At 72.0% G+C, this 16,310-nt stretch carries 11 protein-coding genes; 5 read left to right on the top strand and 6 right to left on the bottom strand.

From position 1 onward, the window contains the following. Nucleotides 1-109: 109 nt before the first annotated feature. The 3 genes from G4D86_RS26740 to G4D86_RS26730 are packed head-to-tail and all read right to left on the bottom strand — an operon-like array spanning nucleotide 110 to nucleotide 6,221. A complete protein-coding gene (locus tag G4D86_RS26740) occupies nucleotides 110-3,025 on the bottom strand; it encodes an ATP-binding protein (protein ID WP_163996871.1) in 2,916 nt (971 codons plus the stop codon). Next, nucleotides 3,022-3,810, bottom strand: a complete 789-nt coding sequence (locus tag G4D86_RS26735) for a methyltransferase domain-containing protein (protein ID WP_163996870.1) — start codon at nucleotides 3,808-3,810, stop codon at nucleotides 3,022-3,024. The genes G4D86_RS26740 and G4D86_RS26735 overlap by 4 nt, the downstream gene beginning before the upstream one ends. After that, complete coding sequence (locus tag G4D86_RS26730; RefSeq protein ID WP_163996869.1) at nucleotides 3,807-6,221, bottom strand: hypothetical protein; 2,415 nt, start codon at nucleotides 6,219-6,221, stop codon at nucleotides 3,807-3,809. Before G4D86_RS26730 ends, G4D86_RS26735 begins: the two co-directional genes overlap by 4 nt. 355 nt (nucleotides 6,222-6,576) lie before the next feature. On the opposite strand from G4D86_RS26730, the gene nadA reads away from it, so the two are divergent. The 3 genes from nadA (at nucleotide 6,577) to G4D86_RS26715 (ending at nucleotide 9,066) form a co-directional block, all read left to right on the top strand. Further along, entirely contained in the window at nucleotides 6,577-7,509 is a 933-nt protein-coding gene (gene nadA / locus G4D86_RS26725) for a quinolinate synthase NadA (RefSeq protein ID WP_163996868.1), read from the top strand. A gap of 78 nt (nucleotides 7,510-7,587) precedes the next feature. Beyond that, nucleotides 7,588-8,187 (top strand): zinc ribbon domain-containing protein, encoded by a 600-nt coding sequence (locus G4D86_RS26720; RefSeq protein ID WP_163996867.1) that lies wholly within the window; start codon nucleotides 7,588-7,590, stop codon nucleotides 8,185-8,187. Nucleotides 8,188-8,331: 144 nt separating this feature from the next. Beyond that, nucleotides 8,332-9,066: a class I SAM-dependent methyltransferase gene (locus G4D86_RS26715; protein ID WP_163996866.1), complete on the top strand. Its 735-nt coding sequence runs from the start codon at nucleotides 8,332-8,334 to the stop codon at nucleotides 9,064-9,066. Here the strand turns inward: G4D86_RS26715 and G4D86_RS26710 are convergent. Then, nucleotides 9,059-9,496: a metallothionein gene (locus G4D86_RS26710; RefSeq protein WP_163996865.1), complete on the bottom strand. Its 438-nt coding sequence runs from the start codon at nucleotides 9,494-9,496 to the stop codon at nucleotides 9,059-9,061. The genes G4D86_RS26715 and G4D86_RS26710 overlap by 8 nt on opposite strands. A gap of 197 nt (nucleotides 9,497-9,693) precedes the next feature. Here G4D86_RS26710 and G4D86_RS26705 point away from each other — a divergent pair, with 197 nt between their 5' ends. Together G4D86_RS26705 and G4D86_RS26700 are read left to right on the top strand one after the other, a co-directional pair. Continuing rightward, the gene (locus tag G4D86_RS26705) at nucleotides 9,694-11,262 is read left to right on the top strand and encodes a hypothetical protein (RefSeq protein ID WP_205519747.1); all 1,569 of its coding nucleotides are present in this window, start codon (nucleotides 9,694-9,696) and stop codon (nucleotides 11,260-11,262) included. Nucleotides 11,263-11,352: 90 nt separating this feature from the next. Beyond that, nucleotides 11,353-12,588: a hypothetical protein gene (locus G4D86_RS26700; protein ID WP_163996864.1), complete on the top strand. Its 1,236-nt coding sequence runs from the start codon at nucleotides 11,353-11,355 to the stop codon at nucleotides 12,586-12,588. A gap of 24 nt (nucleotides 12,589-12,612) precedes the next feature. Here G4D86_RS26700 and G4D86_RS26695 read toward each other — a convergent pair whose 3' ends face one another. Next, the gene (locus tag G4D86_RS26695; RefSeq protein ID WP_163996863.1) at nucleotides 12,613-13,359 is read right to left on the bottom strand and encodes a hypothetical protein; all 747 of its coding nucleotides are present in this window, start codon (nucleotides 13,357-13,359) and stop codon (nucleotides 12,613-12,615) included. 219 nt (nucleotides 13,360-13,578) lie between these two features. After that, entirely contained in the window at nucleotides 13,579-16,050 is a 2,472-nt protein-coding gene (locus tag G4D86_RS26690) for a serine/threonine protein kinase (protein WP_163996862.1), read from the bottom strand. Nucleotides 16,051-16,310 lie beyond the last annotated feature (260 nt).

The raw sequence follows: 16,310 nt of genomic DNA, 5'->3' as shown, positions 1-16,310 counted from the left end.
CAGACACGCTGGCCGTGCCCAGGAGGACACCTGGGGACACGGAGAATTCCCTACTCACTGAATGGGCAACCCTACTGCCGGTCCGGGCAGGCGGGCGTTGGCGGCCGGCTCAGCCCAGGCGTCCGACGCGCTGCTCCGGGGCGGGCTCGGAGTGCCCGTTCGGAGTGACGGTCGGGGGACGCAAAGGCAGGCGGACCTCCACCTGGGTGCCCTCGCCGGGCGCGCTGGTGAGGGAGATGAGCCCGCCATGACGCAGGATGATGCGACGGCTGAGCGCCAGGCCCAGGCCCGTCCCCTCCCCCGCCGCGCGGGTGGAGAAGAAGGGCTGGAAGAGGCGCTCCATGTCTTCCTTGCGGATGCCCACCCCGTCGTCGCTGATGGTGACCACCGCCTCGTCGCCGCGGCACAACGTGGCCACCTTCACCCGGCCGTGCTCGCCCACGGCCTTGAGGGCGTTGTCGAGCAGGTTGAGCCACACCTGGTTGAGGGTGCCCGGGTCTCCCAGCAGCATCTCCGTGCACTGGTAGGCGCGCTCCACCGTCACGCCGGAGGGCACCTTCCACGCCAGGACGCTCAGCGTGGACTCCAGCGACGCGTCCAGGGACAGCGCCACCGGCGTGTCGCTGGTGCGGGTGAAGGAGAGCAGGGACTCGGCCAGGTGGCGGATGCGCTGGCCGCACTCCTCCACCACCTCCAGCATGGCCTTGCCCATGTCCCCTTCCTCGGGCCCGCCGGCCATCATGTCCTTGAGCGGCTGCAGCGCGTTCATCAGCCCGTTGAGCGGGTTGCGCACCTCGTGCGCGAAGCCGGAGGTGAGCAGGCCGATGGCCGCCAGCCGCTCGTTCTCCGCCGCGCGCACCGCCGCCTCGCGCAGGCGCAGCTGGGTTTCGATGCGCGCCAGCAGTTCGCGCGGGCTGAAGGGCTTGCCCAGGTAGTCATTGGCGCCAGTGCCCAGGGCCTCCACCTTCGCGGACACCTCCTGCCGCGCGGTGAGGAGGATGATGGGGATGTCCACCGTGCGCGAGTCGGCGCGCAGCGCCACCAGCATCTGCAGGCCGGAGAGCACGGGCATCATCACGTCGGAGACGATGAGGTGCGGCCGCTCCGTCAGCGCGCGCTGCCGGCCCTCCTCGCCGTTGACGGCCTCCAGCACCTGGTAGTGCTGGGACAACAGGCCGGTGACGAACCTGCGGATTTCGGCGTCGTCCTCCACCACCAGCACGCGGGGCGCATCGGGCCTGGGGCCCGCGTGGTCCCTCCCGGGCGCGGACGAGGAGACGGTGCCGGCCGGGCCGCCCGTCTCCAGCGCGGGGAAGGCTCCGGAGGTGCGGCGATCCCTGCGCACCGGAACGACGGCGTCCGCCCGGCGCCGCTCGCGCAAGTCCTCGCGGATGTGGGCCGAGCCCTTGGGCAGCCGGACGTGGAAGGTGGAGCCCTTGCCCAGCTCGCTCTTCACGGTGATGCCGCCCGAGTGCAGCTCCAGCGTCTCCTTCACCAGCGCCAGGCCGATGCCGGTGCCGCCGAAGCGCCGGGTGCCGCTGTTGTCCGCCTGGGCGAAGCGGTCGAAGATGACGGCGCAGTCCTGCTGGGAGATGCCCTGGCCGGTGTCCTCCACCTCCACGTGCACGTCCGTCGCGTCCTCGCTCACGCGCACCGTCACCCCGCCCTTCTGGGTGAACTTGAGCGCGTTGGAGAGCAGGTTCTGGAAGACGATGTCGATGCGCTCGTGGTCCACCTGGACGGGCGTCAGCACCTGGCCCTCCAGCTTCAGCCACACGCCCTGCCGCTCCGCCATGGTGAAGAAGGGCGGCAGCACCGAGCTCAAGAAGCCGTGCAGCTCCAGCGGCTGGTAGCGCAGCCGCGCCTTGCCGGACTCCAGCTGGGCCAGGTCGAGCAGGTTGTTGATGAGCCGCAGCAGTCGCTGCGCGCTGCGCTCCATGGTGGACACGTGCTGCTCCACCACCGCCGGCAGCCCCTCCGCGCGCTTCTCCAGCGACTCCAGCGTCAGCAGGATGAGGGTGAGCGGCGTGCGCAGCTCATGGCTCACGTTGTCGAAGAACTCGCTCTTGAGCCTGTCCAGCTCCTGCTGCCGGGAGAGCGACAGCTCCAGCTTGGCGTTGGCCTCGGACAGCGCCTGGGTGCGCTCGGCGACGCGGTCCTCCAGGGCCACGTTGGCGCGAAAGATTTCCTCGTTGCGCCGCTGCAAGTCCTCCAGCGAGGTGCGCAGGCCCTGGTGCTGCTCGGACAGCAGCGCGTCCTTGCGCAGGAGGGCCCCGCGCGTGTCCAGCCACGTCCCCACGGCGACGCCCGCCATGCCCAGGGCGGTGACGGCGAACACGGGCGGCGCCCAGTCCAACGCCCCGCAGGCCAGGCCACCCAGCATCCCCACCAGGCCGCCCGCGGCGAAGCGCCAGGCCAGGGGCGGCAGGTTCTGCCAATGGCACTCGTACTCGCAACAGGGCGCCCCCTCCACCTGGCACTGGAGCTCCTTCACATCCGCGAGGGGCAGGTTCCAGACGGTGGGGAACGCGGCGAGGTTGGCCTGGCGCGTGCGGCAGAGGTTGCGGTTGCTCTCGCGGATGCGGCTGGAGTACTGCACCTTCACCCACGAGTCGGCCATCTGCAGGATGCGGAAGCCGCCCACGCGGTTGTAGGTGTGGTCCAGCTCCAGCGCGCGCTCGTAGACGCTGCGCGGGGTGGCCACCGCCTTCATCATGTAGAAGAGGAAGCCCACCGCTTCCGGGCTGGCGATGCGGCGGCCCGCCTTGGTGATGAAGTCCGGGTCCCCCGAGTCGCGGTCCAACACGTCGAAGAGGCGCTCGGTGAAGTCCAGCGAGACGAAGTTGGTGAGCGTCTCCACGTACTCCAGCGACAGCGGCAGTCCCTCGCGGCGCCAGACGCGCTGCAGCCGCTCGCGCCCGTACGTGCGCTCGTAGTGCAGCAGCAGGGCGCGAAACATCCTGACGCTGATCTCGGGCGTGTCGGGGGCTGGCGGTGCGGTCGCCAGGTCCGCGGGGACGGTCAACGCTTCACTCCTTCCGTGGTCAACACCATCGCATATTTGAGGGTGTCGGGGTCATCCAGGAGGGCGAGGAAGCGCTGGCAGAAGGTGTCATAGGGCTGCGCGCCCCCGAAGAACCGCTCCGCCAGCGGACGCAGGGTGCGGAAGCGGATGACCCAGTCCTCGTGCAGCCGCGCGTCCACCGGGCCCGCCGCCACGTAGAAGGGTGAGACGTGCACGCGCAGGTCCGCCAGCCCCACCTTGCGGAAGAGGTGGAACATCTTCCGCCCGGCGTGCAGGTCGAAGCGGGCCTCGCGCAGGGCCAGGAGCAGCTTCTGGCTCTCCTGTTCCAGGTCTTCCGGGTAAGGCCAGTTCCACAGCCCCACCCCGTCGATGTCGGCCACCACCACCCGGCCGCCGGGCTTCGCCACCCGCACCAATTCCTCCAGCGCGGGCATCGGCTCGTGCAGGTACTCGAAGACGTACTGGCACCAGACGTAGTCGAAGTGGCTGGAAGGCAGCTTCGTGTCCGGCAACGCGCCCTGGAGCACCTCCACGTTGGGGCGCCCGGAGAGCAGCGCGCGCGCCGCCTCGAAGTGCGCGGCGAGCGGTTCAATGGCCACCACCCGCCCGGAAGGCCCCACCACGTCCAGCATCTCCGAGGTGATGATGCCCGGCCCGCAGCCGGCGTCGAGCGCCACCTGCCCCGGCGAAAGTCCCGTCAGCCGCAGCCGGTCCGCATAGGAGTTGGCGCTCGCCTGGGCCTTCAGGCGCCGCACCTCCTCGTCCGACTGCATGAGGTAGGTCATGCCGCGATGTCCTTGTCGTCCAGTTTGACGGTGCCGCGCGGATTGGCGGCCAGCCGCTCGAAGACGGCGAGCAGGTAGGCGTTCCAGTCGCGCACCAGCCGGCGATGCGCGGTGAACTCCATCACCTTGCCGAGGTTGTGGAAGCCCAGCCCCTCCAGCGAGGGCAGGTCCGCGTCCGTGGCCAGGCACTCCGCGGTGGTGCGGCCGCGCCGGGCCGAGTCCGCCACCGCGTGCGTCACCAGGGCGCGGCGCACCGCGTCCGCTTCCTGGGCGTCCTTCTCCACCATGACGAGCGAGAAGGCGTTGTACCACTCGGCCCAGAAGAGGCCCGGGCTGGAGTCCTCCATGAGGACGAAGCCCTGTGGGCCCTCGCGGCCCTCCACCATGGCGATGGTGCGCGAGCGGCGCAGGCCCGCGTCGGTGTAGCGGCCGCCGAGCGTGCCCAGCGACATCTCCCCCTCCACCAGGTCCGAGCTGCGCAGGCGGACCACGTCCTCCGTCTCGCGCAGGTGCTGCTCCAGCCAGCGCAAGTCGGACGTCTCCGCCGGGCGCACGCGCAAATCCTCGCGCGGCGGCGGCAGCGCCGCGTCCACCGGCAGCCGGCAGGGGGTGAAGGCGTGCAGGCAGCTCAGGCCCGGGCGCTCCAGGCGGCTGGCGATGGCGCCGTAGATGCGCGACGTCCACCGGTTGCGGCAGCGCCAGAGGGCGCGCAGGTACTCCACGTCCTCCAGGCTCTCCGCGTAGTCGGCCGCCAGGGCCACCAGCTCCTGGGAGATGGACTCGTGGCGGTGGTAGCCCGGCCGCACCACCAGGTGCTGGGACAGCCACGTCTTCGAGTAGATGCGCAGGCCGGAGATGTGGCCGTAGAGCCGGCCCTCGCGCTGGTAGACGATGGCCTTGGACAGCCCGTGGGTGCCGTTGCCCAGCGCCCGGTGGGACGCCATCAGCGCCTCTTGCGGCGGACCGTCATGGTACGGGTAGTCCGGGAAGCGCACCTCGGCCGCGCGGAAGAGGTCCCAGATGTCCGGGAAGGCCAGCTCCGAGCCGTCGCGCGCGTCCGGGCAGCGCGCCTGGATGAAGGCGTCCAGGATGGCGGTGCGCGCCTCCGGGGCCAGCTCGAGGATGCGCACACCGCAGCGGCGGGGGCGATTCATGCCGCCATTCTCGTCGGCGACGGTGAGCTGCCCGGTGTCCTGCACCTGGGCGCGGCAGCGTGAGCGCGTGCCGTCCGGCAGGTGCAGCGTCACCTCGTCCAGCACCAGCCCGGCGGGGAAGACCTCGTGGCCGGCGTCGAAGGGGAAGGCGAAGCCGCCGGTGTGCAAATCCAGCAGCGGCCGGTAGAGCGACTCCCCGGTGAGGGGGGAGTCGAAGGACACGGCGAAGGGCCGCTCCGCGGTGGAGCGGAAGCGCAGGCTGTTGCGGCGGTGGTGCAGGCTCAGGGAGCGCGGCAGGGCCACCTCCACCTGGTGCTCCTCCACCGACAGCACGGCCGTGGTGCCCACGTGGCAGACGCCGCCGAAGTCCAGACACAGCTGCACCACGTCACCGGGGTGGAACAGCCCGCCGGGCCGCGTCTGCTCGCGGAGCACCAGCCGCGACGCCTCCGGGTGCACCTCCGCGCTGGCGAAGTCCACCAGCCGGTTGCCCTCGTGCGTGCGCAGGCCGAAGCCCACGCCCGCGCGCACCGCGCGGCGCAGGAGGCCGCGGATGCGCACCGCGTCCTGCAGCAGCGGCGTGGGCGTGGTGCGCGTGTGCTCCATGGGCTTCTCCAGGGACACGCCCAGTTGGAAGCCGCCGCCCTCCTGCGCTCGCAGCGGGCGCACCATGCGCACCGTGGCATGGCCGGCGCGCAGCACCAGCGCGTTGCTCCGGAACACCTGGAGGCCCTCCAGCTCCGTGCCCGGCGTCAGCCGCTCAATCCGGACGCTGGGCTCCAGGCGCAGGCCCAGGCCGCCGGTGCCCACGTCGAGCAGCTCGGCGCGGAACGGGGTGCCGTCCGCCACGAAGCGCGCCTCCAGCGTGCCCTGCGGCACGCGGCGCTCGGACTCGCGCAGCTCCAGGATATCCAGCACGGCGCGGCGCAGCGCGGGCGAGGGCTCGTCGTCGAGGGTGAAGAACATGTGTCCGGCCGCCGCCACGTCCACGAGGCTGTGGTGGGTGCGGACGTTGTCCCGGGGACACAGCACTGCGCGGATGGCGCGGGGCGCGTGGCGCTCCAGGTCCTTCAGCAGCCGGGGGAAGGGGTCCGGGTGGGTGAGCACCAGCACCGGCGCGCCCTTCTTGAGGAATTCGACCGCTTCCTCGCGGTTGGAGGCCTCGAAAATTTCGTAACCCGCCAGCACGGACCGAAGCTGCGTACGACGCTCCGCATCCGGGTGCACGACCAGCACTGCGCGCGTCGTCACGGTCATATGTCCTCCTCCACCGGGCGTCATCAGACTGTCTTCCGGAAAAACAACCTCTCAGGTCCGGGGATGAGAATTGCTCACTGCGACCCCGCCGGGATCCCCGACGGCGCCCGCTCACATCCCCCGCTTTCCGAAAGCCCCAGTCGCAGTGGCGCGAAGGCCACGCGATGCGTCCGGCTCAGGCGGCCATCTTAACGAACCTCCCGGGGAAGGGAGTGCCCTGCATGAGGACAGGGGCGATGTTCGATTAAGGGCCGGCAGCCTGAGTCACGGCCGCCCGGCCATTCGGGGAGTGGGGTAAACCGCACCCTGGCCTGCCTTCGCGGACCCGGTTAAATGTCGGTTCCAGGGAGGTGCCATGGGCGCCGAGGTGGATTACGCGAGGGAAATCCAGGAGTTCAAGCGTTCCATGAACGCCGTCATCCTGGCGCACTACTACCAGGAGAGCGAGGTTCAGGACCTGGCGGACTTCGTAGGGGACAGCCTGGCGCTGGCGCAGGCGGCCGCGACGACGAAGGCGGACGTCATCGTCTTCTGCGGCGTGCACTTCATGGCGGAGACGGCGAAAATCCTCAACCCGTCGCGTCAGGTGCTGCTGCCGGACCTGAAGGCCGGCTGCTCGCTGTCCGACCGGTGCCCGCCGGCGGCCTTCAAGGCCTTCAAGGACAAGCACCCCGGGGCCTTCGTGGTGAGCTACGTGAACAGCTCCGCCGCGGTGAAGGCGATGAGCGACGTCATCTGCACGTCCTCCAACGCGGTGAAAATCGTCAACCACGTGCCGAAGGACCGGCAGGTGCTGTTCGCTCCCGACCAGCACCTGGGGCGCTACGTGATGAAACAGACCGGTCGCGACATGGTGCTGTGGCCGGGCAGCTGCATCGTCCATGAAATCTTCAGCGAGAAGAAGCTGGTGCAGCTGAAGGTGGAGCATCCGGAGGCGGAGGTGGTGGCGCATCCGGAGTGCGAGGCGGCGGTGCTGCGGCACGCGGACTTCATCGGCTCCACCAAGGGCTTGCTGGACTACGTGCTGAAGAGCCCGAAGGAGAAGTTCATCGTGGTGACGGAGGCGGGCATCCTCCACCAGATGAAGAAGGGGGCGCCGCACAAGACGTTCATCCCCGCACCTCCGGACAATGGCTGCGCGTGCAACGAGTGCCCTTACATGCGGCTGAACACGCTGGAGAAGCTGTGGCGCTGCATGAAGGACCGGACGCCGGAGCTGGTGATGCCGGAGGACCTGCGCGAAGCCGCGCGGGCACCGCTGCAGCGCATGCTGGAGTGGTCGGTCTAGGGGCGGGAGAACTCGCAGCAGCGGACACTTTCCAACTCGCGCCTTGCGCCGGAAACGGCAGGGTGCAATGGAGCAGGCGTGGCCTTCCGATTCCTCGCAGTCCCCGCGCACCGTCTGGTGAACTACCCCCAGTCGCTGCCGGACGATGAGCGCCTCGAGCCGGAGCTGCCTCCGGTGCACGAGGCCGTGGAGCGTGCCCTGACGGGCGCCGAGTTCCGCGACGTGCGCGCCCGCGACAGGATGCGCGCCCTGCTTCAGGGGGACCGTCCCCCCACGCTGGGCGCCCCCGAGGCGGGCTTCGGCCCCTCCGCCATCTTCGCGCAGCCGCCGGGAGACCTGCCGGCGCTGCTGCGGCTGGCGGACGAGCTGGAGAACCTGGCGAAGCGCGAGGCCGGCGAGCGCGCCCTGGTGTGGAAGTGCTCCGAGTGCGGCGCCCGCTACGCGGTGCCGGTAGCGCTGGTGCGCCAGGTGTCCATCCGCTGCGAGCGGTGCGGCAACCCGGTGGAGCTGACGTCCCCGCGCAGCCTGGGGGAGGAGGCGCTCATCGACCCGTTCCTGGGCGCGGTGAACCACAGCCGGCGCGAGCTGGCGGCCTTCTTCCGCGAGGCCATGGCGCGCGGCTGGCCGGTGCTGGTGGCCGAGGACAAGCGCGTCACGCGCAATCCTCCTTCGGCCTGAGCGCCGGGCGTACCTCCGTGAAAGCGGTTCTCGTGTGGGGCCGGGGGCGGTAGCCTCGCCGGCTCCATGCGGCGCGCGCTCGTTCCCCTCCTGCGATGTCCCCGATGCCGGCGTGGCGGTCTCCAGCCGGAGGCGGACGCCGCGGTGCTGCTCTTCGGCCCGCTGCGCTGCGGCGAGTGCCGCGCGACGTACCCCGTGGCCGAGGGCGTGGCGGACCTCGTGGTGGAGCACTCCGCCGCGGGCACGGTGCAGCGCGGCCTGGAGAACCGCTGGGTGGCGCGCTCCTACGAGCGCTACGTGCGCCCCGTCCTCGAGCGCGCCCTCACCCGCCAGGAGCTGGACCGCGACAGCGAGTACCTCCTCTACCGCAGCCTGCTGGGCCGCCCGGAGGCGCCGGTGCTGGACGTGGGCTGCGGCACGGGCCTGCTGGCGCGGCGGCTGGCGCGCGAGCCGGACTTCCCCGCCGTGGCGGCGATGGACGTGTCGCGCGCCATGCTGGAGGAGGGCGTGGCCCAGGCGCGCGAGGCCGGCGCCGCGGTGGACTTCCTCCGCGCCGAGGCGCCCCACCTCCCCTTCCAGGACCACTCCCTGGGGGCGGTGCTGATGGCCGGCTCGCTGCACTTCGTGGCGGACCTGGGCCGGCTGATGCTGGAGGTGGCGCGGGTGCTGCGCCCCGGTGGCCGCTGGGTGGCCAGCACCTACGTGCCTCCAGGCGCGGCCGCGGCGCTCGTGCACCGGCGGCTGGGGCTGCACCCGCGCGGAGAGGCCCTGCTGCGGACGGAGGCGGCGGCGGCGGGGCTGGTGCGCTTCGAGCGCGTCGCGCTGCCACCGCTGCTGGTGCTCAAGGCGGAGAAGGGCTCCGCCGAGTCCCTCAGATGAAGATGCCGGCGGAGGCGTCGTAGCGCGCCTCCTGGAGCTTCAGCTCGGCGGGACGGCCGCGCAGCGCGTCCATCACCTGGCGCTTGGGCTTCTGGCACTTGGCGCAGTCGCACGAGCCCTTCTTGCAGGTGCAGTCCGCCTTGCTGCCGCAGTCGCACTTGCCGGCGATGAGCGAGTCCAGCGCGTCCAGCGGGCGCTCCACCTCGCCGCGCGCGGGCGACGGCTTCGCGTCCACCGCGCCGGCCTCGTCGGCCTTGGCGGCGTCGGGCTTGGAGACGTCCGCCTTCTTCGCGTCGGCCTTGGCGGCCTCGGCCTTCTTCGCCTCGGCGGCGGCCCGTGCGTGGGCCTCGCAAGCGTGCGCCGGGTTCGGCGCCAGCAGCAGCCCTCCGGCCATCAGCCCCGCGGCCACCAGCGTCGCGATGCGTGTCATGTCCGTTCTCCTTCGGGATACCGCCACGGCACCCACTCGCCGCGCTCATACCGCAGCCCCCGCCCCCTGCCAAGGATGAAGGCCGCACCTTTGTCTACCTGTGAAGCCTGACCGGCTGCTCCACGGGTTGCTCGCACGGGTTGCTCGCACGGGTTGCTCGCGAGGTCCGGAGGCGGCGCGTACAGTCCGCGCCCTCCGTGACGAACCGACCCGACCGACTCGTCTACGCCGCGGCCCTGGTGCTGGGCGCCCTGCCCCTCTGGGCGTCGCGCTACCTGCCCATGGCGGACCTGCCGCAGCACCTGTACCTCATCTCCGTCCTGCACCGGCTGGATGACCCCACCACGCTGTACCCGCAGTTCTTCGCCGCGCGGCACGCGCTGACGCCGTACCTCGGCTACTACTACCTCGTCAGCGCCCTCAACTGGCTGCTCCCGCTGGAGGCCGCCAACCGCGTCTTCCTCACCGCGTACGTGGTGGGGCTGCCGCTGGGGCTGGGCTTCCTCTTGCGCAGCCTGGGCCGGCCGATGTGGCCGTCGCTGCTGGCGCTGCCCTTCGCGTACGGCGACAGCTTCGGCTGGGGCTTCGTCAACTACTGCGCGGCGCTGCCGCTGACGCTGCTGTGCTGCGGCCTCTTCGTGCGCGCGCTGGAGGACGCGCCCCGCCGCCGCACGTGGGCCGTGGGGCTGGCCGTGTGCCTCGTCGCGGTGCTGCTCTTCCACGTGCAGGCCTTCGGCTTCCTCGCCTTCGGGCTGCCGTGGCTGCTCCTCACCACGGCGGTGCCGGAGGACGCGGGTGCGAAGGGCGTGGCCGCGCGGCTGCGGCCCCGCGTGCCGGCGCTGGTGGGCGTGGTGCCCGGCGTGGCGCTCTTCCTGGGCTGGGTGGTGCTGCGCTTCGGCGAGCCGGCGGACATCCAGCCGGGGGTGCCGTGGAAGGCGTGGGGGCCCACCTTCTCGCCACAGAACCTGGCGTGGAAGAGCTTCGAGCAGAACCGGGCCGAGCTCTTCGACGTGCTGGCCAACACCTTCCGCGACGGCTCGGACCGGTGGGCGCTGTACGCGGTGGGCGCGGTGGCGGTGGCCGGGTGGCTGGCGGGCCTGCTGCGGCCGGAGCGCCCGGCGACGCGAGGGCCCGTGGCCAGCGCGCGGCTGTTGGGGCTGGGCGTGCTGGCGCTCGCGCTCTACTTCCTGTTGCCCTTCGACATCCGCGGCTACGTCTACTACCTCAACACGCGCTACTCGCACCTGGCCGCGGCGCTGCTGGTGGCCACCATGCCCGCCACCGTGCACGCGTGGCGGCGCCCCCTGGGGATGGCGGCCGCGGCGTGCGCGCTGGTGCTGGCCTTCGTCATGACGAGCGGCTACCGCGCCTTCTCGCGCGAGGCCGCCGCCGAGTGGGAGCCGCTAGTCGCCGCCACCGCGCCGAGGCCGCGCGTCATGGGGCTCATCTTCGACACGCAGTCGCGCGTGGTGCGCTTCCCCGTCTACATCCACGGCGCCGCCGTGCTGGCCCGCGCGCGCGGCGGCGTGCCCAACTTCACCTTCGCCTCCACGCCCCACTCGCCCCTGCGCTACCCCGGCGAGGTGCCCCCCACCTTCCCCTCCGAGTGGAATCCGCAGCAGTTGGACTACGCCACGCAGGGCGCCTGGTACGACCACTTCCTCGTGCGCGGCGTGCACCCCTCGCGCGTGTTCGGCGAGCGGCTCCAGTCGGAGCTGGTGGTGGTGGCGCAGTCCGAGCGGAGCTGGCTGGTGCGCCGCCGCTGAAGCGCGACACGTGGCGAGTGTGGGCCAGTGGGCGCACGTCCCTCACGTCGCGTGCCCCGCGCCGTACCGCGTGCAGTACAAGGCGCGGGCATGAGCCCCACTGAGCCCCGCCCCCTGCTGGACGCGCTGCGCGCCGGCACCCCACTGCCCGCCTTTCCCGCCGACGCGGTGGAGAGCGCCCGGGCGCTCGCGCGGGACGTGCGCGCGGCCACGCCCGCCGCCGTGGAGCCCCTGCCGGAAGCCCTCGCCGCCGCGGTGCTGGAGGCCGCCGTGCTGGAGGGCCTGCCCGCCCTGCCCGAGGCCCTGTCCGCGTCGGCGGTGAAGCCGCTGGCCAAGGCGGCGAAGAAGGCGCTGTACCGGCTGCGCTCGCGCGGCGTCGCCGTGGCCGAGGCCCCGCGCCCCAGCGCCCCGGAGGCCCCTCGCGCCGCCACGCCCGCGCCGGACGCGCTGCCGGCGATGGCCTCCACCATCACCAACGCGGGCGAGCGGGCGCTCGTCCTGGGCCGCGTGCAGCGCGGCGGCGGCGTGGAGATGGTGCAGGCCCTCATCACCGACACCGAGGGCGTGGTGGAGCTGCGCGTGGGCGAGAAGAGCCGGGGCAACTTCCGGCGCCTGCTCAAGGAGTCCCTGGAGAAGGGCGGCACGGTGGAGCTGCCCCAGCACGAGGCCGCCGCCCTGCTCGCCGAGGCCGCCGGCACCAACCTCCGCGCGCGCACGCCCTTCCCGCCCGGCCTGGACCTGGCGCTGCGCCACTTCGGCGTGCAGCCCCAGACGGAGCCCACCGCCCTGCCCCCGCCCGAGCCCGAGGACGTGCGCCGCGTCCTCGAAGGCGACGTGCTCCACGCGACGCCGGAAATGTCCACGTGGCTGCCCCCGGAGTCCGAGGTGAAGCGGCTGCTGCAGAAGCTGGACGAGGTGATGCACAGCCCGCTGGCCCTCAGCGACGTGCAGCGCCAGGAGCAGCTCCAGGCGGCGGTGCGCACCGTGGCGCGCGACTTCCTCGCCACCCCGGAGGCCCGCCAGCGCTACGCCCTGCGGCTGTGGCGGATGGCCGACTTCTTCGAGCGCACCGCCCGAGCGCACGAGGCGGAGGTGGCCCGGGGTGAGGCCCGCCGCCTCTTCCACGGCGCCGAGGAGCCCTTCTCGCGCTTCGTGGAGCGGCTCTTCGAGAAGGTGCTCGCCCTCGTGGCCGCCGCCGGTGCACGGGCCGAAGCCCAGGGGGCCGCGACGACCCAGCCCCCAGGTACGAATCCGAAGGCGGCCCCCGCGGCCGCGCCCGCTCCCAGTCTGGAGCGGCGCAGCCCCGGCGGCCTCATCCTCCCCTGAAGCGCCGGGAGGGGGCGTACCTGACTACGAAGAGGTGACGCGGGCGCGCAGCAGCAGATCCAGGTTCTCCTGCTCCCAGGCCTGGGCGCGCGAGAAGTCGTGGAAGCGCCGCTCGTGCTCCATCATCTCGGGCGGGTGGATGCAGCGCCGCCCGTCATCGCCCCGCCGCGTCCGGTACACGTGGTGGAGCATCTCGTGGAAGACAATCCACTCCACGAAGTAGCGGGGCACCACCGGCTGGTCCAACGCCGGGTGGATGCGGATGACCTTCGAGTCCGCCGAGTACGAGCCCATCTTGATGCTCTTGCGAGGCCCCTTCACCCGCGGCGCCGGGCCGTAGGTGATGGCCGCGTCGATGCGGCTGCTGAAGTAGCGCTCGTTGAGCCGGGCGAAGATGCGCTCCAGGTCGTGGTGCTGGCCCTCCGGCTCCAGGCGGATGCGCTTGCGCATCTGCGCCGGGGACAGCCTGCGGATGTAGGCGCGGTTGCGCTCGATGTAGCGGTCCAACATCACGCTCGCATCCGGGTCGCCCTTGCGCACGAAGCTGGCGAGCGCCTGCACCACGTCATCCGGCGCGGCGAGGAACATGTGGTGCAGCCGCAGCCGCCACATCGAGCGCTGGCGCTGGAACGTCAGCATGGTGTGCGTGTTGTCGTGGATCTCCAACGCGACCTTCGCGCGCAACCGCGTGCGGAGGCGACGTTCGAGCACGCGCCGCCACACCTTGAGGAGCCTGTTGGGCTCCGGTGCGACGGGAAGCTGCCGGGCCACCCGGCCGGCCGTGTAACTCCTCTTCGTGACTACGCTTTTCTGACTCTTCGGGCGCGCCATAAGGGTCACGGATTCTACGGACCCGTCTGACATGTATCAATGCGCCCAGAACGATGAAAATCTAGGAATTCCAACGACTTAAGGACACTCAAGCCCACCCGGTCCCACGTGTCCGCCCCGGGGGCAGGATGCCGCATACGGGCCAAGTGCCCGACACGACTAGCGGCGGCCCCGGCACGGAATCGAGAGGACCAGCGGCCCCTCGCCTGCCGCCTCTACAAGGTAGGGCTTTGTACCCTTGGGAGCCCGACGTCCCGGGCAGGCGTAGCGCACCTTGAGGGTGCCAGGCGGCAGGGAGATGACCTTGTTGACGGGCAGCCGCTCGCCCCCCTCCTGCCGCAGGACGGTGCGGGCCGGCGCGTCGAAGCGCACGTCCACCAGGGCCGGCTCCGGCGCGGGCTCGGGCGTGCCCGCGTCGGCGGTGGCGACGGCGGGCTCGAGCTCCGGCAAGTCCTCACCCGTGGGCGCGACGCTCGCGCTGCCCGCGTCCGGCACCAGCGGCTTCACGCTCGCCTCGTCACCCCCCGGCGAGGGCGCCTCCACGGTGGGCTTCGGCGGCACGGGCGCGGGCGGCGGCGCGACGGGCTTCGGATTCGCGGGCGGCTGCAGGACGGTGGCGGAGAGGTCCGGCTGCGTCACCGCCACCTGGGGCGTGCGCAGGGCCCAGATGACTCCGGCGCCGAGCGCGAGCAGCAGCGCGCCGCCGCCGGCCACCAGCAGGGCCACGGGGAAGCGACGCCGCGGGAGGTTCGCATTCGTGTTCGCGTACATCCCCCCCGACTCGTCGAGGTCGCCCGCGTAGCTGTCGTAGCCCGCGGTGGACTCGTCGTCGTCCGGGTCCGGCCGCAGCGTGGGCGTCGGGTCCGTGTACTCCACCGTGGACATGCCCGAGTCGGTGGGGAAGTAGTCGTCCTCCTCGTCCGGCGCGGCCAGCCGCGAGGACGGCAGGCCGGGGCGCGACGCGGCCCGCTGATTCACGGTGGCCGGGGTGATGGAGACGGACTGTGACGCCTCCGCGTCCACCGTCGAGGGACGGCGCGGCGCCGAGGGAGGCGTGACGGAGACGGACTCCTCGTCCGGGCGGGGCGTGCGGCGGGGCGGCACCGTCACCGGAGCCGGCGGCGGCGAGACGCGGCGCGAGCGCGGCCCTTCCGAGATGTTGGAGGCACGCGGCGGCGGTGGCGGCTCGGCGTGGTGGGGGCCGGAGGAGCGGCGCGTGGGCACCGGCGGCGCGGAGGGCGTGCGGGGGCGCTCATCGCGGAGGCGACCGCGCTGCGGCACCGTGTACTCGGCGTCCTCGGCGTCGTCCGACTCCAGCTCCGCCACCACCTCGGCCGCGAGCTCGTTGCCGCTGGGCGCGGTGTTGATGGCGGTGGACACGTCCGCCGTGTCCTCGTCGTCCCGGCCGAAGGTGGGCAACTCGCGCGGGCGCGCCATCTGCGTCGCGGGCTCCGGCTCGTCACCGTAGGAGGGCACCGGCAGCGCGTCACCGGAGGCGCGGCGCAGGGGCCGGGCGGTGAGGCCCGGCGTGAGCAGCGCGTGAGGCTCCGAGGAGGGCGTGGTGGAGGACAGCGTGGGGGCAGTGCTCTCCAGGACGGAGCGGCGCTCCATCGGCTCGGGCACCGGCGGCCGCGTGGCCGGCAACGGCACGGTGGCGTCGCGGCGCCCGGCGCCCCGGGCCACGGGGATGTGGAGGACGGTGCGCTCCTCCTCCGCGCCCAGCAGCCGGGCGATGTACTCCGACACGTCCAGGCTCTGCCGCAGCACGCCCGAGTCGAGGAAGGACTCCAGATCCGCGCGCACCGCCGAGGCCCGCTGGTAGCGCTGCCCCCGGTCCTTGGTGAGGCAGCGCATGATGATGCGCGACAGCTCCTCGGGGTAGTCGTCGCGCAACAGGTGCGGCGGGGCCGGGTCCTCGTAGCGGATGGCGTAGAGGATGCCCTCGGTGGTGGGCTTGGAGAAGGGCTGCCGGCCGGTGGTGATTTCGTACAGCATGGTGCCCAGCGCGAAGATGTCCGCGCGGTGGTCCAGCCGCTCCTGCGACACCTGCTCCGGCGCCAGATAGAGGAACTTGCCCTTGATGACGCCCGGCTTGCTGCGCTCCATGAACGCGCCGGCCTTGGCGATGCCGAAGTCGACGAGCTTGATGCGCCCGTCGTAGGCAATCATCACGTTCTGCGGGCTGACGTCGCGGTGGATGAGCTCCAGCGGGCGCCCGTCCACGCCCCGGCTGTGGTGCGCGTAGTCCAGGCCCGCCGCCACGCTCGCGCAGATGCGCGCCGCCACGCCGCAGGGCACCGTGGCGCCGTACTTGGCCTCCTCGGCGACCACGCGCCGCAGGTCCACGCCCTCCACGTACTCCATGGCGATGAAGATGTTGTCGTCCCAGTTCCCCAGCTCGGACACCTGCACGATGTTGGGGTGGTGCAGCTGCGCGGCGATGCGCGCCTCGTCCAGGAACATCTGGACGAACTCCGGCTCCTCCGACAGGTACGGGAGGATCCGCTTCAGCACCACCAGCTCGGGGTCCGGCGGACGCTGCGCCAGGAACAGCTCCGCCATGCCGCCTACGGCGAGCCGCTTGATCAGCAGGTACTTTCCGAACGGAATGGCCGTCTGGGGCGAGCTCACGGAAGGCAACGCAGTCTGTCTGGGGGTGGGTGAGGCGTACTTTTCCTGAGCTTACCCACAATCACAGGGTTGGCGAAGCCAGCGCCTCCACCCGCTTCGGTAGGTACCTGACAGGACCGGACAATCCAGGAAAAGAAACCGCTCCGCCCGGGACGGGCGAGTAGCGGCGGATCATCCACCGGTGCCAGGAATTACGCCCGCATCCCGAGAAGCAGCCCCCGGAGCCGCCGTCGGGTGCGCTGCGGATTCTGCATCCACGC

Origin of the sequence: Pyxidicoccus caerfyrddinensis, from assembly GCF_010894405.1 — a bacterium.
Classification (GTDB): domain Bacteria; phylum Myxococcota; class Myxococcia; order Myxococcales; family Myxococcaceae; genus Myxococcus; species Myxococcus caerfyrddinensis.
The sequence above is the reverse complement of the archived record's forward strand: the minus strand, read 5'-3'. Positions and strand labels throughout refer to the sequence as shown.

What these genes read in the sequence shown, in the direction of transcription:
- G4D86_RS26700 (WP_163996864.1), top strand. Translation starts at nt 11,353, where the DNA reads ATGAGCCCCACTGAGCCCCGCCCCCTGCTGGACGCGCTGCGCGCCGGC.
- G4D86_RS26710 (WP_163996865.1), bottom strand. Translation starts at nt 9,496, where the DNA reads ATGACACGCATCGCGACGCTGGTGGCCGCGGGGCTGATGGCCGGAGGG.
- nadA (WP_163996868.1), top strand. Translation starts at nt 6,577, where the DNA reads ATGGGCGCCGAGGTGGATTACGCGAGGGAAATCCAGGAGTTCAAGCGT.
- G4D86_RS26735 (WP_163996870.1), bottom strand. Translation starts at nt 3,810, where the DNA reads ATGACCTACCTCATGCAGTCGGACGAGGAGGTGCGGCGCCTGAAGGCC.
- G4D86_RS26730 (WP_163996869.1), bottom strand. Translation starts at nt 6,221, where the DNA reads ATGACCGTGACGACGCGCGCAGTGCTGGTCGTGCACCCGGATGCGGAG.